This is a genomic window from Nocardioides sp. (assembly GCF_035697785.1).
Taxonomy (GTDB): Bacteria; Actinomycetota; Actinomycetes; order Propionibacteriales; family Nocardioidaceae; genus Nocardioides_B.
Genome location: NZ_DASSCL010000104.1, coordinates 1 through 21,714, shown reverse-complemented (window position 1 = coordinate 21,714; position 21,714 = coordinate 1). Strand labels below are relative to the sequence as shown.

Here is a 21,714-nt window from a genome sequence, read left to right as displayed (position 1 = left end):
TGGAGCGCAGCGGTTCGGGTTCCGCGGTCACCAGCCGGTCGAACGTCGGCTTCCCCCAACCGATGGCGCCCTCGGGCGGCCTGCGGCGCACGACCTTGCGGCGCTTGCGGGGATCGTCGCCCGCCTTGGCGATCGCCGTCGCGTTCTCCACGACGTGGTCGGGCGCCTGCACCACGACGGTCCCCGACGTGTCGTAGCCGGCCCGGCCCGCGCGTCCGGCGATCTGGTGGAACTCACGCGCCTTGAGGACCCGTGTCCGGCGGCCGTCGTACTTGGTGAGGGCGGTGAGTACGACGGTCCGGATCGGCACGTTGATCCCGACGCCCAGGGTGTCGGTGCCGCAGATGACCTTGAGCAGGCCGGCCTGGGCCAGGGTCTCCACGAGGCGGCGGTACTTCGGCAGCATCCCCGCGTGGTGCACGCCGATGCCGTGGCGGACCAGGCGCGACAGCGTCTTGCCGAAGCCGGGCCCGAACCGGAAGTCACCGATCAGCTCGGCGATGCGGTCCCGCTGCTCACGGGTCGCGACGTTGACCGACGTGAGCGCCTGGGCCCGCTCGAGCGCGGCGGCCTGCGTGAAGTGCACGACGTAGACCGGGGACTGGTTCGTGGTGAGCAGCTCCTCCAGCGTCTCGTGCAGCGGCGTCTCGGCCCAGGAGAAGTGCAGCGGCACGGGACGCTGCATCGAGGACACCACCGCGGTGTCCCGGCCGGTGCGCCGCGTCAGGTCGTCGCGGAAGAACGAGACGTCGCCGAGGGTGGCCGACATCAGCAGGAACTGCGCGTGCGGCAGCTCGATCAGCGGGACCTGCCACGCCCAGCCGCGGTCCGGCTCCGCGTAGAAGTGGAACTCGTCCATCACGACCTGCCCGACGTCCGCCGCCTCGCCCTCCCGCAGCGCCTGGTTGGCCAGGATCTCGGCGGTGCAGCAGATCACCGGGGCGGTCGGGTTGACCGAGGCGTCGCCGGTCAGCATCCCGACGTTGTCCGGGCCGAACACGTCGCACAGCGCGAAGAACTTCTCGCTGACCAGCGCCTTGATCGGCGCGGTGTAGTAGGTGCGCTCGCCACGGGCCAGGGCGGTCGCGTGCGCGGCGGTGGCCACCAGGCTCTTCCCGGACCCGGTCGGCGTCGAGAGGATCACGTTGCTGCCGGTGAGCACCTCGAGGAACGCCTCGTCCTGTGCCGGGTACAGCGTGATGCCCTGTCCGGCGGCCCAGTTGGTGAACACGTCGTACACGTCGTCGGGGTCGGGGGCACGGCGTACGCCGGGGTCCGGGGTCGGGAGCAGGTCCGTCAGGGTCATCAGGCAGCCATCGTCCCTGATCGTCCCGCCGGCGCGGCGAAGCAGGCCTCTTGCCGTGCGTTTGGACCCTTGTCGAAGCGGCAACTTGTAGGGAGACGAAGGAGGTGCCCGTGTTCCCGTCCCGATACATGCCTTGCCCGTCCTGCGGCGAGTCGGTCGAGCGAGTCGAGGCCGAGACCCACGCCTGCGATCCGGAGCGCGTGGTGAGCCACCGGATGTTCATCCTGCGCGAGGAGGTCGCCGCCTTCGAGCGGCAGTTCCAGGAGTTCGCGGACACCCGCGAGGGCCGGTTCGAGGTCTGGGTGGCGTCCCGTCAGGTGCGGTCGTCCCGGCAGGCGTAGCCACCGGCCCGCCTAGGCTGGGCGGGTGCGCATCGCCACCTGGAACGTCAACTCGCTCCGCTCCCGCATCGACCGCGTCGAGGCGCTGCTGCAGCGCCATGACGTCGACGTGCTGGCGTTGCAGGAGACGAAGGCGCGCGAGGACCAGCTCCCGCTGATGGGGCTCCAGGCACTCGGGTACGACGTCGCGGCCGCCGGCACCAACCAGTGGAACGGCGTCGCGATCATCAGCCGGGTCGGGCTGGACGACATATGCGTCGGGTTCGAGGGGATGCCCGGCTGGGGCGACCCGGTCGCCGCCGAGTCGCGGGCGCTCGGCGCGGTCTGCGGCGGAATCCGGATCTGGTCCCTCTACGTGCCCAACGGCCGGAAGGTCGGCGACCCGCACTACGTCTACAAGCTGGACTGGCTGGCCCGGCTCCGCGACGCCGCACGGGGCTGGCTCGAGGACGACACCGCCCTCGTCGGCGACTGGAACATCGCACCGCAGGACGACGACGTCTACGACATGGCGGCGTTCGCCAAGGACACGCACGTCACGCCGCCCGAGCGTGCGGCCTTCCAGGCCTTCCTCGACGACGGGTACGTCGACGTCGTACGGCCGCACGCCCCTGGCCCCGGCGTCTTCACCTACTGGGACTACTACCGGCAGCGCTTCGAGCGCAACCGCGGCATGCGGATCGACTTCGTGCTCGGCTCACCCCGGCTGGCCGGGCGGGTGACCGGTGCCGTGATCGACCGGGACGAACGCGCCGGCCAGGGCGCGAGCGACCACGCGCCCGTGATCGTCGACCTCGACTGACCTCCTTCCTGGATACGACGCGACGTATCGGTCGTCCAACCAGGGCTGAAACAGCAGAAACGTCGCGTCGTATCCGAATCTGTCGGCGGACGTCGGCATCCTGGCGACATGGACATCGAGACGTCACTGTCGCTGCTGGTCGTGCTGCTCGTCGGGCTGGTCATCGGCGCGGGCGGCGGCTGGCTGCTGGCACGCGGCCGGGCGCTCGGCCACGACGCCGCGATCTCCCGCCGCGAGCTGGAGTCGCGGGCGGCCGACCACGCCGTCGTACGCGAGGGTCTGCAGCGGTTGCACGACCAGCTCCGCGACGTCGAGCAGCACCGGGTGTCCTGGCAGAGCCAGCTCAAGCAGCAGGTCGAGGACGTGCGCCACTCCACCGACTCGCTGCGCCGCGAGACGTCCTCGCTGGCGACCGCGCTGCGCCGCCCGCAGGTCCGCGGCCGATGGGGCGAGCTGCACCTGCGGCGTGCGGTCGAGCTCGCCGGACTGGTCGCACGCTGCGACTTCGACGAGCAGGTCTCGCTCCGCCGTGCCCCGGCGCCGGGCTCCGCCGCGACTGACGCGCTGCTCCGGCCCGACCTGGTGGTGCACCTCGCCGGCGGCAAGCAGGTCGTCGTCGACGCGAAGGTGCCGCTCGACGCGTTCCTCGACGCGACCTCCGCCGATGACGAGGAGGAGCAGCTCGCGCACCTGCGCCGGCACGCCCGCCAGCTGCGGCAACACGTCGACGTGCTGGCCGGCAAGGCCTACTGGCGGAGCCTCCCGGCCTCCCCCGAGTTCGTGGTGCTGTTCGTGCCCGGAGAGTCGTTCCTGTCCGCCGCGCTCGAGGCGGACCCCTCCCTGATCGAGTACGCCGCCACCCGCCAGGTCGTGCTGGCGACCCCGACGACGCTCATCGCCCTGCTCCGCACGGTGGCGCACGCCTGGACGCAGGAGGCGCTCGCCGACAAGGCCCGCGAGATCCACGTGCTCGCCCGTGACCTCCACGAGCGGATCGCGACGATGGGCGACCATCTCGACAAGGTCGGGCGATCACTCACCGCGGCGGTCGGCGCCTACAACCGGGCGATCGGGTCCCTCGAGTCGCGGGTGCTGGTGTCGGCCCGCCGGCTGCAGGACCTCGAGGTCACCGGCCAGGACCTCCCCAGCCCGGGCGTCGTCACCGACGCGCCCCGCCAGCTCAGTGCGGCCGAGCTGCTCGACGCCGTGGCGGAACCGCGCCCGGAGCTGCCCGAGGACCCCGACGGTCCGACCGCTGCCGACGACGCGTCCTGGCGCACCGCGTGAGGGCGCTCCGGGCTACGGCGCGTCGCCGCGGGCCGGGAGTGTCGCCGCCCTAGTTTGGAGGCGTGAGCAGCACCACGCACACCGCCCCGAGGAGGACCCTCTGGGAGGAGGGGCGCCACCCCGGTCGGTTGGTCCGCACCCTCACCGCGACGGTCCTGCTCTCCGTCGCGCTCGCCGACACCCTGGTCTTCGACCGGCTCACGCTGCTCTTCGACCTCACGTTCGTGGTCACCTGCGTCGCCGCGGCCCTCGCCGTACGCCAGCGCGACTTCTTCATCGTCGGCGTGCTGCCACCGCTGTCGATGCTGGTGATCGTGGCGATCCTCGCGGGGACCAGGCGGGTGGCCGTGGCAGACCCCGGGGACGGCCTGGTGCAGGCGACCGTCTCCGGTCTCGCGCACCACGCCGGTGCGCTCGTGGTCGGCTACTCCCTGACGCTGGCGATCCTGGTGCTGCGCCAGGTGGCGTACCGCAACGCCGGCACCATCCGCGCCGGCGCTCGCCCCGCCCGGACCTCGACCGCGCGCACCGTCGCCGCGCAGCCGCAGCGGCAACCACATCCCGGGTCCTCGGTGCCGAGCCAGCGAACGGTCGAAGCACCCCTCCGCCACGCCCGCTGACCGGCGCGGGGTCGGATCAGCGGCCGCGCGCGCTCTGGGAGAAGGACGCCGCGCTGTGGCCGCCACCGGAGCGGGTGCCGCCGGCGGTCCGGCCGCTGTCGTTCCGGGTGCCACCGGTCGGGCGGCCCTGGCCGCCCCGGCTGCCGCCGTTGCGGCCGTTGGGTTTCGCGCCCCCGGAGTCGCCCGCCGTGGAGCCGGACCCGTTGCCTCGGCCACCGCGGCGCCGTGAGGATCCCGAGGCACCGCCGCGCGAACCGCTGGGCGAACCGTTCCGCGAGCCGCGGCCGGACCGGGGAGCCGGCACCGTCTCGGCCGGAAGGTCGGCGACCTCGACGAAGCTGCGCTGCCCCGGCGCGATGTCGTGCAGCAGGGCGTGCCCCGGCGCCACCTTGGTGACGGTGGGCTTGATCCCGGCCCGGCGGGTCAGGTCGCGGACGTCGGACACCTGCGCGTCCATCATCACCGTCACCACCGTGCCGGAGGCCCCGGCGCGGGCGGTGCGGCCGGAGCGGTGCAGGTAGGCCTTGTGCTCGACCGGCGGGTCCGCGTGCACGACGAGGCCGACGTCGTCGACGTGGATCCCGCGGGCGGCGATGTCGGTGGCGACGAGCGTGCTCGCACGGCCGGAGGAGAACGCCTCCAGGTTGCGGGTGCGCGCGCCCTGGGACAGGTTGCCGTGCAGCTCGACGGCGGGCACCCCGCGCATCGAGAGCTGCCGGGCCAGTGACTTCGCGCCGCGCTTGGTGCGGGTGAACATCACCGTGCGGCCAGGTGCGGCGGCGAGGTCGGTGATCACGTCCAGACGCCCGGTCGGCGTCACGTGCAGCACGTGGTGGGTCATCGTGCCGACCGGCGAGCGGTCGGAGTCGACGCTGTGGACCACAGGGTTGGTGAGGTACCTCTTCACCAGCACGTCGACGCCGGCGTCGAGCGTGGCCGAGAACAGCATCCGCTGGCCGTTGCTCGGGGTCCGGTCGAGGATCCGACGTACGCCGGGGAGGAAGCCGAGGTCGGCCATGTGGTCTGCCTCGTCGAGCACGGTCACCTCGACCTGCCCGAGGTCGACGTGGCCGGAGCGCATGTGGTCCTCGAGCCGGCCGGGGCAGGCGATCACGATGTCGACGCCGTTGCGCAGCGACTGGATCTGCCGGGCCGGCTTCACTCCGCCGAACACGGTCATCGAGCGCAGGCCGAGCGTCTTGGCGAGCGGCGCGAGGGCCGCCTCGATCTGGGTGACCAGCTCACGGGTCGGCGCCAGGATCAGGCCCCGGGGTGCCTTCGAGCGGGTGCTGCGGCCGCTCGCGGCGAGCCGGGCCAGCAGCGGCAGCACGAACGCGTAGGTCTTGCCCGAGCCGGTGCGGCCGCGGCCGAGCACGTCGCGGCCGGCCAGCGAGTCGGGGAGCGTCGCGCTCTGGATGGGGAAGGGCGTGTCGATGCCGGATTCAGCGAGCAGGGCGACCAGTGCCGGGGGCAGGTCGAAGTCCGCGAAGGAGGCAGGGGTGGACGGTGCGAGGGGGCGGTGGTCCGCCATAGGGATGACTCCGGTGGTCGATGGGTCGTCCTGCCCGGCGCGGGAAACCTGTGCCCGCGGCGCTCGGTGGATGACGAGAAGGAGAAACGGCCCGAGGCAGAACTGATGGGGCCGCTGTGACCACTCTACGGGCAACAGCGTCGGTACGACGAACCCGCCGCGGTGAGCCCGGTCACGCCTCGCGCTGCGTCAGGCGCGCGCCTTCTCCGCGGCCCGGATGTCGCGGCGCAGCTCGGGCGGCAACGCGAAGATCAGCGACTCCTCCGCGGAGTGCACCGCCTGCGCGTCCGGGTAGCCGCGCTCGGCGAGGAACGCGAGCACCCCGTCGACCAGGTCCTCGGGGACGGACGCGCCGGAAGTGACGCTGACCCGCTCGACGCCCTCGAGCCAGGCCTCGTCGATCTCGCTCGCGTCGTCGACGCGGTGCGCCGCCTTGGCGCCGGCCTCGAGGGCCACCTCGACGAGGCGCACCGAGTTCGACGAGTTGCCGGAGCCCACGACGATCACCAGGTCCGCGGCGCGCGAGATCTCCTTGATCGCCATCTGCCGGTTCTGGGTGGCGTAGCAGATGTCGTCGGACGGCGGGTCCAGCAGCTGCGGGAACCGCTCGCGGATGGCGTCCACGATCGTCATGGTCTCGTCGACCGACAGCGTCGTCTGCGAGAGCCAGGAGACCTTCGCCGGGTCGCGCACCTCGATGTTCGCGACGTCCTCGGGGGTCTGCACGAGCTGGATGTGTTCGGGAGCCTCGCCGGCCGTGCCCTCGACCTCCTCGTGCCCCTGGTGGCCGATGAGCAGGATGTCGTAGTCCTCGCTGGCGAACCGCCGCGCCTCGTGGTGCACCTTGGTGACCAGGGGACAGGTGGCGTCGATCGTCTTCAGCGACCGCTCCTCGGCCTGCTTGTGCACCTCCGGCGAGACACCGTGAGCGGAGAACACGACGGTGGCGCCCTCGGGCACCTCCGCGACCTCCTCGACGAACACCGCGCCGCGGGACTCGAGGTTGGCCACCACGTGCTTGTTGTGCACGATCTGCTTGCGCACGTAGACCGGCGCGCCGTACAGGTCGAGCGCCTTCTCCACCGTGATCACGGCTCGGTCGACACCGGCGCAGTAGCCGCGCGGCGCGGCGAGCAGCACCGAGCGCTCGGCCTCGGCGGCATCGAGCACAGGGGGCATCCCGAGGTCGGAGGTGGTCATTCGGGGTCCCCGCGGCGGTGCGAGCCCTTCGATTGGCAGAGGAGGGCCCGCAGCGAGCAGCGTCGTGGGGTGATCATCGCTCCATCGTAGGTGGTGGCCCGTAGGGTGCTCCCGTCCGGAGTACGTCGTGCGCGGGAGGGGTGACATGGGTCTCGACACGTCCCCCGAGAAACCTGCCCCAGTGCGCCAGATCGCCAACCTGATCGCCGGCTGGGTCGACCGCCTGGGCCCGGTCTGGGTGGAGGGACAGGTCGCCCAGCTCAGCCGGCGCCAGGGCATGAACACCGTCTTCCTGACCCTGCGCGACGCGGTCGCCGACGTGTCCGTCCCGGTCACCTGCTCACGACAGCTGTTCGACTCGCTCAACCCCCCGGTCGTGGAGGGCGCCAGCATCGTGGTGCACGCCAAGCCGTCCTACTACGCCAACCGCGGCACCCTGTCGCTGCGGGCGGCCGACATCCGGATGGTCGGACTCGGTGAGCTGCTCGCCCGCATCGAGCGCCGCCGCCAGCTGCTCGCCGCCGAGGGCCTGTTCGCCCGGGAGCGCAAGCGCCCGCTCCCGTTCCTGCCCCGGTGCGTCGGACTGGTCACCGGTGGCGGTTCCGCCGCCGAGCGCGACGTCCTAGAGGTCGCGCGTCGGCGCTGGCCGGCCGTGGAGTTCCGGGTCCTGCACACCGCCGTGCAGGGACCCAACGCCGCCGCCGAGGTGATGGCCGCCCTCGGACGTCTCGACCGCGACGACCGGGTCGACGTGATCGTGATCGCGCGCGGCGGGGGCTCGGTCGAGGACCTGCTGCCGTTCTCCGACGAGGGACTGCTCCGGGCGGTGTTCGCCGCGACGACACCTGTCGTCTCCGCCATCGGCCACGAGCCCGACAGCCCGCTGCTCGACCTGGTCGCCGACCGCCGCGCCGCCACCCCCACCGACGCGGCCAAGACGGTCGTCCCCGACGTCGCCGAGGAGATCGAGCGGATCGCCCACGCCCGCAGCCGGATCCGCTCCTCGTTGGGCGCCTGGCTGGACCGCGAGCGGCACCAGCTCGACGCCCTGCGCGCCCGGCCCAGCCTCGCCGACCCGGTCAGCGGCCTCGACGACCGGTGGCACGAGGTCGTCCAGCTCCGCGACCGGTCGCGGCGGTCCATGCACCACCGGCTCGACCGGGCGCACGACGATCTCGTCCACCAGCTCGCGCGCGTGCGCGGCCTGTCCCCGCTGGCGACGCTGCGGCGCGGGTACGCCGTCGTGCAGGACGCCGACGGCCACGTCGTCACGTCCCCGGAGCAGACCCAGGTCGGCGCGCCGCTCCGGGTTCGGGTGGCCGACGGGCGACTCGGCGTACTCGTGCAGGAGACCGACCCGGACCCCGCCCCAGAGGAGAAGCCCGAAGATGACGAGTGACGTGCCGGAGCTGTCCTACGAGGAGGCCCGCGAGGAGCTGATCGACGTCGTGCGGCGGCTCGAGTCCGGCGGCGGCTCCCTCGAGGAGTCGCTGGCGCTGTGGGAGCGCGGCGAGAAGCTCGCCACCATCTGCCAGAGCTGGCTCGACGGCGCCCGGAGGCGGCTCGACGCCGCGGTCGCGAAGGACACCGACGCCGAGGAGTGACCCGGCGACTCAGCGCAGCGAGGCCACGAAGTCCGCGAGCACGTCGGCGTCGACCTCGTGGCCCACGACCAGGGTCGTCGTGCCCGCGTCCTGGCGCACCAGCGCGAGGTCGCCGCCGCCGTCACGCCAGGTGGTCCACTCCGCACCGGCGATGGAGACCGGGTCCGCACGCGTCGCGGCCTCGTCGACGTGCTGCTCCACCATCGTCTCGGCCAAGTCGGCCGACTGCTCGAGCCCGACGTACCGGTCGTCGTCGGTCAGCATGCCCAGGTGCCAGTGCTCGTCCGCGCCGGGCACGTACCTCGCCGTGGTGGCCCGCCACCCCGCCGGCAGGCTCGGCGGGGCGAGCACCTCGAACCCAGCCTGGTCGCGGGCGAAGTCGGCGTCCCGCGTGTAGTCGATGGAGCGCACCGGACTGGCCGGGTCGTTGCGGTTGATCTCACGGAGCACCACGAAGGCGACGACGACAGCCAGGATCACCAGCATCGCGCCGATCAAGCCGGCGACGGAACGCTGGTAACGGCCGGCCTGTCCACTCACGCTCGGCATTCTGTCAGCCGGGTCCTCGGCCGGGACGACAGCCTCCGGCCGGGGCCACACCCCCTAACCGTCCTGACCGCCAGACCGCACTTGCGGAATCGGCCTGGGTGCAAGACGGGCGCAGATGCGGCATGCTGTGAGGGTGATCACCTACCGAGTTGCGGAAGCCGCCGGTGTGCTCGGTGTCAGCGACGACACGGTACGCCGCTGGATCGACGCCGGCCGCCTCGCCGCCGGCGCGGGCGACGACGGCCGGCTGCACGTCGAGGGCGCCGACCTGGCGGCGCTGGCCCGGTCCCTCGCGGACACCAACCCCGACGGCACCCCCCGGGCGTCGTCGGTGAGCGCCCGCAACCGACTCCGCGGCATCGTCACCGCGGTCAAGAAGGACACCGTGATGGCGCAGGTGGAGATGGTCTGCGGCCCCTACCGGATGGTCTCGTTGATGAGCACGGAGGCCGCCGACGAGCTCGGCCTGGCGCCGGGGGTGCTTGCGCTGGCGTCGGTGAAGTCCACCAACGTCGTGGTAGAGCTGCCGTGAGGCTCGGCGTCCTCCCGGTGCTGGTGCCGACGACCGTCCTCGCCGCCCTGGCTCTCACCGGCTGCACCGAGGGAGGGGCGGGCTCGTCAGGGTCCACCGACGGTGGCGGGCTCAGTGGCACCCTGACCGTGCTCGCCGCCGCGTCACTCACCGAGACCTTCGAGTCGCTCGCCGACGAGTTCGAGTCTCGCCACGACGGCGTGACCGTCGAGCTGGCCTTCGACTCGAGCGCCACCCTGGCCGAGCAGGTCAACCAGGGTGCGCCCGCGGACGTCCTCGCGACCGCCGACGAGCGCACCATGGCTCTCGTCGCCGACGCCGGCAACACGGCCGACGAGCCGCAGACGTTCGCCACCAACCGGCTGGTCCTGGTGACCCCCGCGGACAACCCCGCCGGCATCCAGGACTTCGCCGACATCGACGGCGACGACGTCGACTTCGTCGTGTGTGTCGAGTCCGCGCCGTGCGGTGCGCTGGCGGCCGCCGTCCTCGACGAGCAGGGCATCGACAGGGATCCCGCCAGCGAGGAGGTCGACGTCAAGGCGGTGCTGGCGAAGGTCGAGCTCGACGAGGCGGACGCCGGAATCGTCTACGCCACCGACGCGCGAGCAGCGAGGGACCGGGTCCGGGCGGTCGAGATCCCGGGGTCGGAGGGGGCGACCACGTCGTACCCGATCGCGGTGGTCGGCGACGCCGCCGAACCCGAGCTCGCCGAGGCCTGGGTCGACCTGGTCCTGTCCGACGACGGGCAGCAGGCGCTCCGGGACGCCGGCTTCGGCGCACCGTGACCCACACGTCCGGGGCCGCACTCGGCCGAGCCCCCCTTCGTCTGCTGGTGCCCGGGGTCCTCGGCGTCCTCTTCCTGGTGCTGCCGATGGTCGCGCTGCTGCTGCGGGTGCCCTGGCCGGACCTCGGCCGCCGGCTGCTCGAGCCCGAGGTCCTGGATGCGCTGCGGCTCTCGCTCGTGACGTCGGTCGCGGCGGTCGCGGTGGTCACCGCGGTCGGCATCCCGCTGTCGTGGCTGCTGGCCCGGGTCGACTTCCCGGGCCGGACGGCCCTGCGCGCGCTGGTGATCGTCCCGCTGGTGCTGCCGCCGGTCGTGGGCGGTGTCGCCCTGCTCTCCGCGTTCGGACGCCGGGGGCTGGTGGGCGGGCCGCTGTACGACACGTTCGGCGTCTCGCTCCCCTTCACCACGCTCGCGGTCGTGATCGCCCATGCGTACGTCTCGCTGCCGTTCTTCGTGCTCAGCGTCGAGGGGGCGATGCGGGCCACCAGCACCGAGCTCGACGCGGTGGCGGCGACGCTCGGCGCCAGCCGGTGGACCACCTTCCTGCGGGTCACGCTGCCGCTGGCGGGACCCGGTGTGCTCGCCGGGCTGGTGCTCAGCTGGGCCCGCGCGCTCGGCGAGTTCGGCGCCACCATCACGTTCGCCGGCAACTACCCCGGCACCACCCGCACCATGCCGAACGCCATCTACGTCGCCCTGCAGGCCGACCAGGACGCCGCCGTCGTGCTCAGCGTGATCCTGATGGCGGTATCGGTGGCCGCGTTGGCGCTGATGCGGGAGCACTGGTTCGACCAGGCCATCCGTGGCGGTGCGCCGCGATGAGCACGCTCGACGCCCACGTCGTCGTACGCCGTCCGGGGCACACCGTCGACGTCACCCTCACCGCGGAGCCCGGCGACGTGATCGCCGTCATCGGGCCCAACGGCGCCGGCAAGTCCACGCTGGTCCGGGCGCTCGCCGGTCTGGTGCCGCTCGACGAGGGTCACGTCCGGGTCGGCGAGAGCACCTGGGACGGCGCCGGGGCCCGCATCGACACCCGGCAGCGAGGGGTCGGCATGGTGTTCCAGGACGGTCTGCTGTTCCCTCACCTCACGGCGCTGGGCAACGCGGCGTTCGGCCCCCGCAGCCGCGGCCGGCGCCGGCGCGAGGCCGAGCGGCTCGGTCGGCAGTGGCTCGACCGGCTCGGTGTCGGCGACCTCGCGGACCGCAGGCCGGCCCAGCTGTCGGGCGGTCAGGCGCAGCGGGTCGCGATCGCGCGGGCCCTGGCCGGTGAGCCGCGGCTGCTGCTCCTCGACGAGCCGCTCTCGGCGCTCGACGTCGGGGTCGCGATGACGCTGCGCAGCGAGCTCTCCCGCCACCTGGCGGACTTCGGCGGCATCGCCGTGATCGTCACCCACGACGCCATCGACGCGCTGACCCTCGCCAACCGGGTGCTGGTGATCGACGACGGCGTGGTGACCCAGGAGGGCGTCCCCGCCGAGGTGGCGGCGCAGCCCCGCACCGCCCACGTGGCCCGGCTGGTGGGCCTCAACGTGCTCGCCGGCGAGAGCACCGGCACCACGGTGACCCTGCCGGACGGGCTGACGGTGGTGTCGGTGACGGCGGTCGACGGACCGGTGAACGCGTGCTTCAGTCCGGCCGCGGTCACCCTCACCCGAGAGCCGCCGTCGGGGTCGGCTCGCAACCGTTGGGAGGGGCGCGTCTCCTCCGCCGTACCGCACGGACCCGCGGTCAGGGTGCACCTCGACATCGGCACGGGACTGTTCGCCGACGTCACCCCTGAGTCGGCCGCCGCGCTGGGGTTGACCCCCGGCGCTCGAGCGTGGGCCTCGGTGAAGGCGACCGAGATCTCGGTCCACCGGAGCGCCTGAGATGGCCTAGGCTGCCGGGCATGGTCGACGCCCCGCAGCCGCAACTCTCTCCCGGACTGTCCGCAGCCCACGAGGCACCGGACCGCAACCTCGCCCTCGAGCTCGTCCGCGTGACCGAGGCCGCCGCGATGGCGGCTGGGCGCTGGGTCGGCAAGGGCGACAAGAACGGCGCGGACGGCGTCGCGGTCAACGCGATGCGCGCCCTCATCTCCACGGTCGGGATGCGCGGTGTCGTCGTGATCGGCGAGGGCGAGAAGGACAACGCCCCGATGCTGTACAACGGCGAGGAGGTCGGCGACGGCACCGGTCCCGAGTGCGACGTGGCGGTCGACCCGATCGACGGCACCACGCTGACCGCCAAGGGCATGGCCAACGCGATCGCGGTCATGGCGGTCGCCCCGCGCGGCTCGATGTACGACCCGTCCGCCGTGTTCTACATGGAGAAGCTGGTGACCGGGCCCGAAGCCGCCGACCTCGTCGACATCCGCTACCCGGTCGCCGAGAACATCCACCAGGTCGCGAAGGCCAAGGGCAGCGCGCCGGAGGACGTCACGGTGGTGCTCCTCGACCGCCCCCGCCACGAGAAGATCGTCGAGGAGATCCGGGCCACCGGGGCGCGCATCAAGTTCATCGTCGACGGCGACGTCGCAGGCGCGATCATGGCCGCCCGCCAGGGCACCGGCATCGACCTGCTGATGGGTGTCGGCGGTACGCCGGAGGGCATCATCGCCGCCTGCGCGATGAAGTGCCTCGACGGCGTCATCCAGGGGCGCCTGTGGCCGAAGGACGACGAGGAGAAGCAGCGCGCGATCGACGCCGGCCACGACCTCGACCGGGTGCTCTACACCGACGACCTGGTCACCGGCGACGACGTGTTCTTCGTCGCGTCCGGCATCACCGACGGCGAGCTGATGCAGGGCGTCCGCTACCGCGCCGGTGGCTGCAGCACCCACTCGCTCGTGATGCGCTCGCGCAGCGGCACCATCCGCTCCATCACCTCCGAGCACAAGCTGCGCAAGCTCAAGTCCTACTCGGCCGTCGACTTCGAGCACTAGGCGCCTGGTGCCCGACGAAGCCCCGTTCGTCCTCGTCGGCGAGGCGCTCGTCGACATCGTGATACCGGTCGAGGGCGAGCCGACCGACGCGCCCGGGGGCTCCCCTCTCAACGTCGCCGTCGGCCTGTCCCGACTCGGCATCGACTCCCTGCTGGTCACCGAGCTAGGCGACGACGACTACGGACGGCTCGTGCACGACCACGTGACCGGCAGCGGGGTGCGCCTCCACGAGGGCAGCGTGGTCAGCGGCCACCGCACCAGCACGGCGACCGCCCACCTCGACGAGCACAACGCCGCGACGTACGACTTCGACCTGAGCTGGACGCTCGGCCCGCGCACCCTTCCTCGCCCTGCGCGCGGACTCCACGTCGGGTCGATCGGTGCGTCGCTCCGCCCGGGCCGCGACGCCGTCGTCGACCTGCTCGACCAGGCGGTCGACGCGGGTGTGTTCGTGACCTACGACCCCAACGCGCGCCCGGTCTTCCTGCCGCCCGCCCCGCAGGCCTGGGAGGACCTGAACGAGGTCGCGGCGCACGCCGACCTGGTGAAGATGAGCGACGAGGACGTGCACGCGTTCGCGCCCGCCAGCACACCGGCCGAGGTCGCGGGACACCTGCTCGACAACGGGCGCACGCGTCTGGTCGTGGTGACGCACGGCGGCACGGCCGCCGAGGCCTTCACCCGGGCCGGCTCGGTCACGGTGCCGTCGCCGCGCGTCGAGGTCGTCGACACGGTGGGAGCCGGTGACTCGTTCATGGCCGCGCTGATCGCGGTCACCATCGACTGGGGTCTCGACCTCAACCGCTCCCGGGTCGAGGCGCTGCTCGCGGCCGCTCACACGGTCGCGGGCATCACCTGCTCGCGACGCGGGGCCGACCCGCCGACGCGCTCGGAGCTCCCGCCGGGCTGGCCTGCCGGCTGACGGCTTCGTCGCGGCGGGCCCGGTTGGCCGCGAGCGTCGAGGCGACGACGTCGAGCACCACCGGGTCGAACGCCATGCCGAGGTGGCTGGTGCGCACCTCCACCGTCTTGGCCTGCGGGTCCAGGCAGCCGCGCCAGTCGATGATGCCGTCGCGACGGGAGAACACCGAGGTGAACGCGACGCCGCGCTCGACCGGCGAGCGGGCCTCCTCCCAGCTGGTCCGGGCGCAGTCGCCCGAAGTGCAGTCCGCTCCCATCATCGAGCCGAGGCCGACGCGTTGCAGCCGGACGACCAGCGCGAGGTCGAGGACGAGGAGCCTGTGGGCGGCGCCCGGGGCGAGCAACGGGCTGCCCAGCGTCACGATGCCCTCGACCAGGTCGGGCCGCCGGGCCGCGAGCCCACGGGCCAGCAAGCCACCCAGGCTGTGCCCGACGATCGTGACCCGCCGGTCGCGCTTGGCGGCGATCGTCTCGATCCGCCGCTCGAGCGCCTCGGTCGCGGCCCGGGTGCAGCCGACGTTGGCATGCATCGTCGAGCGGTAGGTGCGGTGGCCGAGTCGACGCAGGTGCCGGGCCATCAGAGCCAGCGAGCCGTCTCCTGCCAGGAACCCCGGGACGAGCACGACGGGGTCCTGGCCGGGCTGGGGGCTCCGCGAGGCGTACGGCGGCTGCCGACGGCCGAGCCGCTCGCGGGTGCTGCGCCCGACGAAGCGCGCCGCCTCGGCAACGGCGCTGCCCTCGCGCGCGATCGCCCGCAGCCCGCGAGGTCCGGCGTAGCCGGGCGGGCAGAGGAACGTCGCCAGCGGTGAGTCCACATTTGTGACGGTAGCCACAGAAGGGACAGTTGAAACGTGAATCGCCGGACCGCGACCGAATCGAGACTCGATAAACTCGTTGCATGTCCCAGCTCGACGACACCCGCACCGCATCGTCGGCCTCCCCGTCCGACGAGCAGTTCGTGACCGTCGCGAGCCGCCAGGGTGACCTGGACATCTGCTACCAGACCTTCGGCGACGCCTCCAACCCCGCGATGCTGCTGATCATGGGCCTCGGCGGCCCAATGACGTGGTGGGACCCGCGCTTCTGCGGGCTGCTCGCGGAGCAGGGGTTCCACGTGATCCGCTTCGACAACCGCGACACGGGACGCTCCAGCCGCGTCAGGGGACGGGTCTCCCGCGCCGGGCTGGCGCGGTCGTTCATGGGCCGGGCCGCACCGCCGCCGTACCACCTCACGGACATGGCCGACGACGGCGTCGCGATCCTCGACCACCTCGGCCACGACGCCGCACACATCGTGGGCATCTCGATGGGCGGCATGATCGCGCAGACGCTCGCGGTGCACCGACCGGAGCGGCTGCTGTCGCTGACCTCGATCATGTCGACGACCGGCCGTCGCACCGTCGGCTGGCAGGACCCGCGGTTGCTGCCGATGCTCTTGGCGAGGCGGGGGTCGCGGGAGCAGTACATCGAGACCTCGGCACGGCTGTGGAAGCTGATCGGCTCACCGCTCTACCCCGACGCCACCGAGGCCGTGCGGGAGCGGGCCGCCGAGACCTGGGACCGAGGTGTCACCCCGGCGGGGGTGGCGCGGCAGATGTCCGCGATCCTGGCGCAGCCGGACCGCACCCCCAGCCTGCGCTCGCTTCAGGTGCCGGCGCTGGTCATCCACGGCATGAGCGACCGGATGGTGCACGTCTCCGGAGGGCGCGCCACTTCGCACGCGATCCCCGGGTCGGAGCTGCTGCTCGTGCCCGGCATGGGCCACGACGTGCCCCCCGACCTGCACCACACGTTCGTCGACGCCATCACCCGCACCGCCCGCCGCTCCCCCCGTTGAGACGCGCCTCCCGGGACGTGAAGGGTGGGTGAGGAGTGTTGAAGCGCGCCCCCGGGAGGTTGAGGTGTGGGTAAGGGGTGTTGACGCGCGCGCTTGAGAAGAGCAGCCCACCCCAGCGCGCGTCTCAACTCGCCGGGCCCGCGTCTCAACTCGCCGGGCCCGCGTCTCAACATCTCGGGGCGCGCGTCTCAACATCCCCGGGGCGCGTCTCAACGGGTCAGGGGATGGTGGCGAGCAGCTCGTCGAGGGCGTCGGCGAGGTAGTCCACCAGGTGCCACACGTCGGGCACCATCTCGCGGCAGGCGATGAACCCGAAGTCGAGGTGGCCGTCGTAGGAGAACAGCGTGACGTTGAGGCCGCCGGTCATGTCGGTCACGGCCGAGACCGGGTAGATGCCTTCGACCCGTGCGCCGGCGACGTACAGCGGCCGCGGCGGCCCCGGCACGTTGCTGACGAAGAGGTTGAACGGCACGCCGGGCAGCGTGGCCAGCCGGAACAGCGCCCTGGCCGCCAGCCCGGACAGCGCGGTCGGGATCGCGTGCGACAGGTCCTGAAGCAGCGTTGCCGGCACCGCGACGAAGTGCCGCTTCGCCTCCAGCATCGACGCCCTCATGGCCTCGGCGCGTGCCGCCGGATCCGCGACGTCGGTGGGCAGCGCGGCCACCATGACCGAGACCTGGTTGCCCAGCTCGCCCTTCTGGTTCTCGGTGCGCACGGAGACGGGTACGGCGGCGACCAGCGGCGTGGCGGGCAGCGCGTCGTGGTCGAGCAGCCAGCGGCGCAGCGTCGCGGCCACCAGGGTCATGACGACGTCGTTGACCGTCATGCCGTAGTGGTTGCGCACCCGCTTGACGTCGGCCAACGGCACCGAACCGTAGGCGAACCGGCGGTGAGCGGTGATCGGCCCGTTGAGCGGGGTGCGGGGCGCGCGCAGGTCTCGCGCGTCGAGCTCGGGCACCTCCTGTCCCAACGTCCGGCCCACCACCCCGGCCGCCTCACTGAGCAGTCGGACGCCCGGCACGTTGGCGGCCCCCGGGAGCTCGTCGAGGTAGGTGAGCGACTTCGGCACGGTGCGCAGCACCTCGACCGGGTTGAAGGCCAGGGAGGCGAGCCCGCGTCGCACCAGGTCGACGGTGCTCGGCATCGCGCGCGGGACGAACGGCTCGAGCTCGGGGACCACCTCGCGCGGCTCCGGGGTGAGATCCATGATCGTCTCGAGGATCTCCGAACCGGAGACACCGTCGATCGCGGCGTGGTGGATCTTGCTGTAGAACGCCGTCCGCCCGTCGGCCACACCGGTGATCACGTACGCCTCCCACAGCGGCCGCGACCGGTCCAGCTGGCGGGCGTGGATCCGGGCGACCTGCTCGCCCAGCTGCTCGAGGCTCCCCGGGCCGGGCAGCGCCAGCTCGCGCAGGTGGAACTCGATGTCGAAGTGCGGGTCGTCGACCCAGTACGGGCGGCCCAGCCCGAGCGGCACCTCGACGAGACGCTGCCGCAGGGGCGCCGCCAGGTGCAGCCGTGGCTCGAGGACGTCGCGTACCGCGTCGATGTTCCAGATGCCGTCCGGAGCCGTCGAGGGGTCGAGGACGATCAGGCTGCCGACGTGTCCGGTCGTCGTCGGTGACTCGACGTTGAGGAACTGGGCATCGAGAGACGTCAGCTGGCGCATGGTCCCAGTCTGACGACGAACGCCCGGGCCCGACAGTGGCGTCGGACCCGGGCGTCGATGCGCGTCGTGCTACTCGCTGAGACGCTCGCCGGTGTCGGTGTCGAACACGTGCACCTTGTGCGGGTCGGTGGTCACGTAGAGCGTGTCGCCCTTGTGCACCGAGTCGCGGGCGCTGACCCGGACGATGATGTCGTGCGGCGTACCCTCGACGCCGCTGGTGCCGTAGACGAAGCCGTCCGCGCCGAGCTCCTCGACCACGGTCACCTGCACGGGGAGACCGCCTTCCTCGGCGGAGACCAGCCGCCACGCCTCCGGGCGTACGCCGACGGTGACGTTGCCGTTCATGGTCTTGGAGGCCGTCTCGTCAACCGGCACCTTGTAGTCACCGAGCTTGACCTGACCCTCGACGGCGACACCCTCCATCAGGTTCATCTGCGGGGACCCGATGAACCCGGCCACGAACAGGTTGGCCGGCTTGTCGTACAGCTTCAGCGGCGTGTCGACCTGCTGCAGCTCGCCCAGCTTCATGACCGCGACGCGGTCGCCCATCGTCATCGCCTCGACCTGGTCGTGGGTCACGTAGACGGTGGTGACGCCGAGGTCTGCCTGCAGCTTGGCGATGTCGGTGCGGGTCTGCACGCGCATCTTCGCGTCGAGGTTCGACAACGGCTCGTCCATGCAGAACACCTGCGGGTTGCGGACGATCGCGCGCCCCATCGCGACGCGCTGGCGCTGGCCACCGGAGAGCGCCTTCGGCTTGCGCTCGAGGAACTCGCCGAGCCCGAGGATCTTCGCGGCCTCGTCGACGCGCTTCTTGCGCTCCTCGGCCGGGACCTTGGCCATCTTCAGCGCGAAGGCCATGTTGTCGGCGACGCTCATGTGCGGGTACAGCGCGTAGTTCTGGAAGACCATCGCGATGTCGCGGTCCTTCGGCGGCACCTTCGTGACGTCGCGGTCGCCGATCAGGATCTTGCCCGAGTTGACCTCCTCGAGCCCTGCGAGCATCCGCAGGCTCGTGGACTTGCCGCAGCCCGACGGGCCGACGAGGACCATGAACTCGCCGTCGTTGATCTCGAGGTCGAGGCCCGGCACCGCGGGGCTGTCGGCCCCGGGATACCAGCGTTGGGCCTTGTCGAAGGTGATGGTGGCCATGAGGTGTTGCTCCCTTCACCGGCAGGAACGTGCCGGACGATCCGTCGTAAAGGTGTGGCCCTGGCTGTTGCCGGGCTGAACCTCATCCTGCTGTGGCGGCCGTCACAGGGCAAGGGCGCGTCCGCCGCACAGACGCCCGCACCGTGGTTGCGTCTCACCGGAGGTCCGGTGCGGAAGTTGGTTGTGGACACGCGAGTGGCGCGGTGGAAGGCTGGATGTGTCTCAGATCACAGCACGGTAACGGGCACGTGAAGCGGACCACGAGGAGCAGAGATGAAGAACCCTAGGGTGGGACTCGCCGCACTCGCGGCGATGTGCCTTTTGACCGCCGGCTGCCTCCAGGGGGGCGACAGCGGAGACGACGGAGGTGACTCCGGAGGCGACTCGAGCGGCACCGCCGGTGCAGGCGGCAGCGACCCGGGCGATGGCGAGGTCGAGGTGTTCGGCGCGTTCGGTGCCGACGAGGCCAAGGCGTTCAACGAGGCGCTCACCGCGTGGGAGGAAGAGAGCGGCATCGACATCAAGTACACCGGCAACGCGGACTTCACCACGTTCATCCGCAGCCGGGTCCAGGGCGGGCAGCCGCCCGACATCGCGCTGTTCCCGCAGCCGGGGCTGTTGCTCGACCTGGCCGAGCGTGACGACATCGTCCCGGCCGACGAGTTCCTCGACATGGACGACCTCAACGAGTCGTTGATCCCCGGATTCCTCGACGCCGTCACCGACGACGAGGGCACGGTCTACGCCGCGCCGATGCGGATGGCCGTCAAGAGCCTGGTCTGGGTGCCCAAGCCGACGTACGCCGACGCCGGCTACAGCCTCGAGCCAGAGTCGCTGCAGGAGCTGGCCGAGATCGCCGACCAGATCAAGGCCGACGGCACCGCGCCGTGGTGCATCGGCTACGAGTCCGGAGCCGCCACCGGCTGGGTCGGCACAGACTGGATCGAGGAGATGGTCCTCCGGGTCGCCGGGCCGGACGTCTACGACCAGTGGGTCGCCCACGAGATCCCGTTCGACGACGACCAGATCAAGCAGGCCTTCGACGAGTACGGCAAGATCGCGCTCACCGAGGGCAACGTCCAGGGCGGCGGCGAGGCGATCGTGTCTCAGCCGTTCGGTGAGGCGGGCAACCCGTCGTTCGAGGACCCGCCGGCCTGCATGTTGCACCGCCAGGGCAACTTCGCGACGGGCTTCTTTCCCGAGGACGTGCAGGCGAACCTTGACGACAGTGTCGACGTCATGCTGTTCCCGCCGCTCGACGGCGGCTACGACGGCCAGCCCGTGCTCGGCGGCGGCGACATGGCCGCACTGTTCAACGGCGAGGACGACGAGTCCAAGGAGGTCATGGAGTTCTTGACCTCCGACGAGTTCGGAGCCGAGTGGGCGCAGGCCGGCGGCTGGCTCTCGCCGCACGCGACCTTCGACGCCTCCAACTACCCCGACGAGACGACCAGGAAGATCGCCGACCTCGTCGCCGAGGCCGACGTGTTCCGGTTCGACGCCTCCGACCTTATGCCGGCGGAGGTCGGCGCCGGAACGTTCTGGACCGGGATGGTCGACTGGACGACCGGCACCAAGACGACAGACGAGGTCACGGCCGACATCGAGGCCAGCTGGCCGAGCGGCTGACCGGACAGGTGGGGCGGGCGCGGTCTCGGGTCCCGCGCCGCCCCGCCTGCAGCCGCCCCTTCACCCGTCAGTCCGGCACGGCATCAGCAGGGAGGACCGCAGTGAGCGCGACCGCAGCCGAAGAAACCAGTCCAACACCCAGTGAGCAACCCGAGCGTCCACCTCGACGCAGCGCCGCCGCCGCATCACCGAGGAAGGCGGTCATCGGCGTCATCGGGCTGGTCATCACCATCTGGTTGTTCGCGAACCTCTTCATCTTCCTGAAGGACTTCGACCCGCCCAAGCTCGTGCAGGCGCTGGTCGCGATCATCGGCGGCGTCGGCGGCGCGATGCTGCTGTTCTACTTCATCAACCAGCTCGTGGAGTCTTTGCCGCTCAAGCTCAGCGTCAGGGTCATCCCCTACGCCTTCCTGCTGCCGGCCCTCGGGCTCCTGGCGTCGTTCATGATCTTCCCGACGTTCCAGACGATCGTGTACAGCTTCGCCAACGAGGACAGCACGGCGTGGGTGGGGTTCGACAACTACACCGACGTGCTGTCGGACCCCGAGTTCATCAACACGATCACCAACACCCTGCTGTGGCTGGCGATCGTGCCGATCACCACGGTGATCCTGGGCCTGATCGTCGCGGTGCTCGCCGACAAGCTCTCAGGCACCGGTGAGAAGGTCGCCAAGTCGATGATCTTCCTGCCGATGGCCATCTCGATGGTCGGAGCGGCAACGATCTGGCGCTTCGTCTACGCGTTCGCGCCGGAGGGTCGGCCACAGATCGGCCTGCTCAACGCGTTCTGGACGACGCTCGGCTTCGACCCGGTGTCCTGGCTGCAGGTCACGACCCTCAACTTCAACGACGTCCTGCTGATGGTCATCCTGATCTGGCTGCAGGCCGGCTTCGCCATGGTCCTGCTGTCGGCAGCCATCAAGGGGGTTCCCGAGGACACCCTCGAGGCCGCCCGCATCGACGGCGCCACCGAGGTGAAGATCTTCTTCCAGGTCGTGATCCCGCAGATCCGCGGCAC

The 21,714-nt window shown here is 71.7% G+C and carries 22 protein-coding genes; 15 read left to right on the top strand and 7 right to left on the bottom strand.

Annotation, left to right across the window (positions count from 1 at the left end; all coding sequences use genetic code 11):
* A partial coding sequence (locus VFH10_RS10575; protein WP_325128270.1) for a DEAD/DEAH box helicase occupies positions 1-1,306 on the bottom strand: 1,306 nt, incomplete at its 3' end.
* A gap of 110 nt (positions 1,307-1,416) precedes the next feature.
* On the opposite strand from VFH10_RS10575, the gene VFH10_RS10570 reads away from it, so the two are divergent.
* The 4 genes from VFH10_RS10570 to VFH10_RS10555 all read left to right on the top strand — a co-directional run bounded on the left by VFH10_RS10570 (position 1,417) and on the right by VFH10_RS10555 (position 4,356).
* A complete protein-coding gene (locus VFH10_RS10570) occupies positions 1,417-1,647 on the top strand; it encodes a hypothetical protein (RefSeq protein ID WP_325128268.1) in 231 nt (76 codons plus the stop codon).
* 25 nt (positions 1,648-1,672) lie between these two features.
* The gene (locus VFH10_RS10565) at positions 1,673-2,449 is read left to right on the top strand and encodes an exodeoxyribonuclease III (RefSeq protein WP_325128266.1); all 777 of its coding nucleotides are present in this window, start codon (positions 1,673-1,675) and stop codon (positions 2,447-2,449) included.
* Positions 2,450-2,557: 108 nt separating this feature from the next.
* Positions 2,558-3,736, top strand: coding sequence for a DNA recombination protein RmuC (locus VFH10_RS10560; RefSeq protein ID WP_325128263.1), 1,179 nt, complete (start codon positions 2,558-2,560; stop codon positions 3,734-3,736).
* Between the two features lie 62 nt (positions 3,737-3,798).
* Positions 3,799-4,356: a DUF6542 domain-containing protein gene (locus VFH10_RS10555; protein ID WP_325128261.1), complete on the top strand. Its 558-nt coding sequence runs from the start codon at positions 3,799-3,801 to the stop codon at positions 4,354-4,356.
* A 16-nt stretch (positions 4,357-4,372) separates the two neighbouring features.
* Here the strand turns inward: VFH10_RS10555 and VFH10_RS10550 are convergent, their stop codons facing one another.
* Positions 4,373-5,887 carry a DEAD/DEAH box helicase gene (locus tag VFH10_RS10550; RefSeq protein ID WP_325128259.1) on the bottom strand — a complete coding sequence of 505 codons (1,515 nt, stop codon included), beginning with the start codon at positions 5,885-5,887 and terminating at the stop codon, positions 4,373-4,375.
* Positions 5,888-6,076: 189 nt separating this feature from the next.
* A complete protein-coding gene (locus tag VFH10_RS10545; RefSeq protein WP_325128257.1) occupies positions 6,077-7,087 on the bottom strand; it encodes a 4-hydroxy-3-methylbut-2-enyl diphosphate reductase in 1,011 nt (336 codons plus the stop codon).
* Between the two features lie 145 nt (positions 7,088-7,232).
* On the opposite strand from VFH10_RS10545, the gene xseA reads away from it, so the two are divergent.
* Together xseA and VFH10_RS10535 are read left to right on the top strand one after the other, a co-directional pair.
* Positions 7,233-8,486 carry an exodeoxyribonuclease VII large subunit gene (xseA, locus tag VFH10_RS10540; RefSeq protein WP_325128255.1) on the top strand — a complete coding sequence of 418 codons (1,254 nt, stop codon included), beginning with the start codon at positions 7,233-7,235 and terminating at the stop codon, positions 8,484-8,486.
* On the top strand, positions 8,476-8,691 hold the full coding sequence (locus VFH10_RS10535; protein WP_325128253.1) for an exodeoxyribonuclease VII small subunit: 216 nt from the start codon (positions 8,476-8,478) through the stop codon (positions 8,689-8,691). The genes xseA and VFH10_RS10535 overlap by 11 nt, the downstream gene beginning before the upstream one ends.
* A gap of 9 nt (positions 8,692-8,700) precedes the next feature.
* On the opposite strand, the gene VFH10_RS10530 is transcribed toward VFH10_RS10535, so the two are convergent.
* A complete protein-coding gene (locus VFH10_RS10530; protein ID WP_325128251.1) occupies positions 8,701-9,231 on the bottom strand; it encodes a DUF4245 domain-containing protein in 531 nt (176 codons plus the stop codon).
* 142 nt (positions 9,232-9,373) lie between these two features.
* Between VFH10_RS10530 and VFH10_RS10525 the strand changes: the two genes are divergently transcribed.
* From VFH10_RS10525 to VFH10_RS10500, 6 genes are read left to right on the top strand one after another with little or no spacing between them, the layout of a single operon-like run.
* The gene (locus VFH10_RS10525) at positions 9,374-9,772 is read left to right on the top strand and encodes a TOBE domain-containing protein (RefSeq protein ID WP_325128249.1); all 399 of its coding nucleotides are present in this window, start codon (positions 9,374-9,376) and stop codon (positions 9,770-9,772) included.
* Positions 9,769-10,560, top strand: a complete 792-nt coding sequence (gene modA / locus VFH10_RS10520) for a molybdate ABC transporter substrate-binding protein (protein ID WP_325128247.1) — start codon at positions 9,769-9,771, stop codon at positions 10,558-10,560. Before VFH10_RS10525 ends, modA begins: the two co-directional genes overlap by 4 nt.
* 47 nt (positions 10,561-10,607) lie before the next feature.
* Positions 10,608-11,381 (top strand): ABC transporter permease, encoded by a 774-nt coding sequence (locus VFH10_RS10515; RefSeq protein WP_325128245.1) that lies wholly within the window; start codon positions 10,608-10,610, stop codon positions 11,379-11,381.
* Positions 11,378-12,430: an ABC transporter ATP-binding protein gene (locus VFH10_RS10510; RefSeq protein ID WP_325128243.1), complete on the top strand. Its 1,053-nt coding sequence runs from the start codon at positions 11,378-11,380 to the stop codon at positions 12,428-12,430. The genes VFH10_RS10515 and VFH10_RS10510 overlap by 4 nt, the downstream gene beginning before the upstream one ends.
* Before the next feature lie 20 nt (positions 12,431-12,450).
* On the top strand, positions 12,451-13,485 hold the full coding sequence (gene glpX / locus VFH10_RS10505; protein WP_325128241.1) for a class II fructose-bisphosphatase: 1,035 nt from the start codon (positions 12,451-12,453) through the stop codon (positions 13,483-13,485).
* A gap of 7 nt (positions 13,486-13,492) precedes the next feature.
* Positions 13,493-14,407, top strand: coding sequence for a carbohydrate kinase (locus VFH10_RS10500; protein WP_325128240.1), 915 nt, complete (start codon positions 13,493-13,495; stop codon positions 14,405-14,407).
* On the opposite strand, the gene VFH10_RS10495 is transcribed toward VFH10_RS10500, so the two are convergent.
* On the bottom strand, positions 14,337-15,221 hold the full coding sequence (locus tag VFH10_RS10495; RefSeq protein ID WP_325128239.1) for an esterase/lipase family protein: 885 nt from the start codon (positions 15,219-15,221) through the stop codon (positions 14,337-14,339). The two genes, VFH10_RS10500 and VFH10_RS10495, sit on opposite strands and share 71 nt — an antisense overlap.
* An 83-nt stretch (positions 15,222-15,304) precedes the next feature.
* On the opposite strand from VFH10_RS10495, the gene VFH10_RS10490 reads away from it, so the two are divergent.
* Positions 15,305-16,243 (top strand): alpha/beta hydrolase, encoded by a 939-nt coding sequence (locus VFH10_RS10490; RefSeq protein WP_325128238.1) that lies wholly within the window; start codon positions 15,305-15,307, stop codon positions 16,241-16,243.
* 217 nt (positions 16,244-16,460) lie between these two features.
* Here VFH10_RS10490 and VFH10_RS10485 read toward each other — a convergent pair whose 3' ends face one another.
* Both VFH10_RS10485 and VFH10_RS10480 read right to left on the bottom strand, forming a co-directional pair.
* The gene (locus VFH10_RS10485) at positions 16,461-17,915 is read right to left on the bottom strand and encodes a wax ester/triacylglycerol synthase family O-acyltransferase (protein ID WP_325128237.1); all 1,455 of its coding nucleotides are present in this window, start codon (positions 17,913-17,915) and stop codon (positions 16,461-16,463) included.
* A gap of 69 nt (positions 17,916-17,984) precedes the next feature.
* Positions 17,985-19,067, bottom strand: a complete 1,083-nt coding sequence (locus VFH10_RS10480; protein ID WP_325128236.1) for a sn-glycerol-3-phosphate ABC transporter ATP-binding protein UgpC — start codon at positions 19,065-19,067, stop codon at positions 17,985-17,987.
* 273 nt (positions 19,068-19,340) lie between these two features.
* On the opposite strand from VFH10_RS10480, the gene VFH10_RS10475 reads away from it, so the two are divergent.
* Both VFH10_RS10475 and VFH10_RS10470 read left to right on the top strand, forming a co-directional pair.
* The gene (locus VFH10_RS10475) at positions 19,341-20,696 is read left to right on the top strand and encodes an ABC transporter substrate-binding protein (RefSeq protein WP_325128233.1); all 1,356 of its coding nucleotides are present in this window, start codon (positions 19,341-19,343) and stop codon (positions 20,694-20,696) included.
* Between the two features lie 101 nt (positions 20,697-20,797).
* A partial coding sequence (locus VFH10_RS10470; protein ID WP_325128232.1) for a sugar ABC transporter permease occupies positions 20,798-21,714 on the top strand: 917 nt, incomplete at its 3' end.

Bases quoted from the DNA above. Each gene is read 5' to 3' on its own strand.
- VFH10_RS10490 (WP_325128238.1), top strand. From the start codon at position 15,305: ATGTCCCAGCTCGACGACACCCGCACCGCATCGTCGGCCTCCCCGTCC.
- VFH10_RS10545 (WP_325128257.1), bottom strand. From the start codon at position 7,087: ATGACCACCTCCGACCTCGGGATGCCCCCTGTGCTCGATGCCGCCGAG.
- VFH10_RS10550 (WP_325128259.1), bottom strand. From the start codon at position 5,887: ATGGCGGACCACCGCCCCCTCGCACCGTCCACCCCTGCCTCCTTCGCG.
- VFH10_RS10480 (WP_325128236.1), bottom strand. From the start codon at position 19,067: ATGGCCACCATCACCTTCGACAAGGCCCAACGCTGGTATCCCGGGGCC.
- VFH10_RS10510 (WP_325128243.1), top strand. From the start codon at position 11,378: ATGAGCACGCTCGACGCCCACGTCGTCGTACGCCGTCCGGGGCACACC.
- xseA (WP_325128255.1), top strand. From the start codon at position 7,233: ATGGGTCTCGACACGTCCCCCGAGAAACCTGCCCCAGTGCGCCAGATC.
- VFH10_RS10475 (WP_325128233.1), top strand. From the start codon at position 19,341: ATGAAGAACCCTAGGGTGGGACTCGCCGCACTCGCGGCGATGTGCCTT.
- VFH10_RS10535 (WP_325128253.1), top strand. From the start codon at position 8,476: ATGACGAGTGACGTGCCGGAGCTGTCCTACGAGGAGGCCCGCGAGGAG.
- glpX (WP_325128241.1), top strand. From the start codon at position 12,451: ATGGTCGACGCCCCGCAGCCGCAACTCTCTCCCGGACTGTCCGCAGCC.
- VFH10_RS10485 (WP_325128237.1), bottom strand. From the start codon at position 17,915: ATGCGCCAGCTGACGTCTCTCGATGCCCAGTTCCTCAACGTCGAGTCA.
- VFH10_RS10560 (WP_325128263.1), top strand. From the start codon at position 2,558: ATGGACATCGAGACGTCACTGTCGCTGCTGGTCGTGCTGCTCGTCGGG.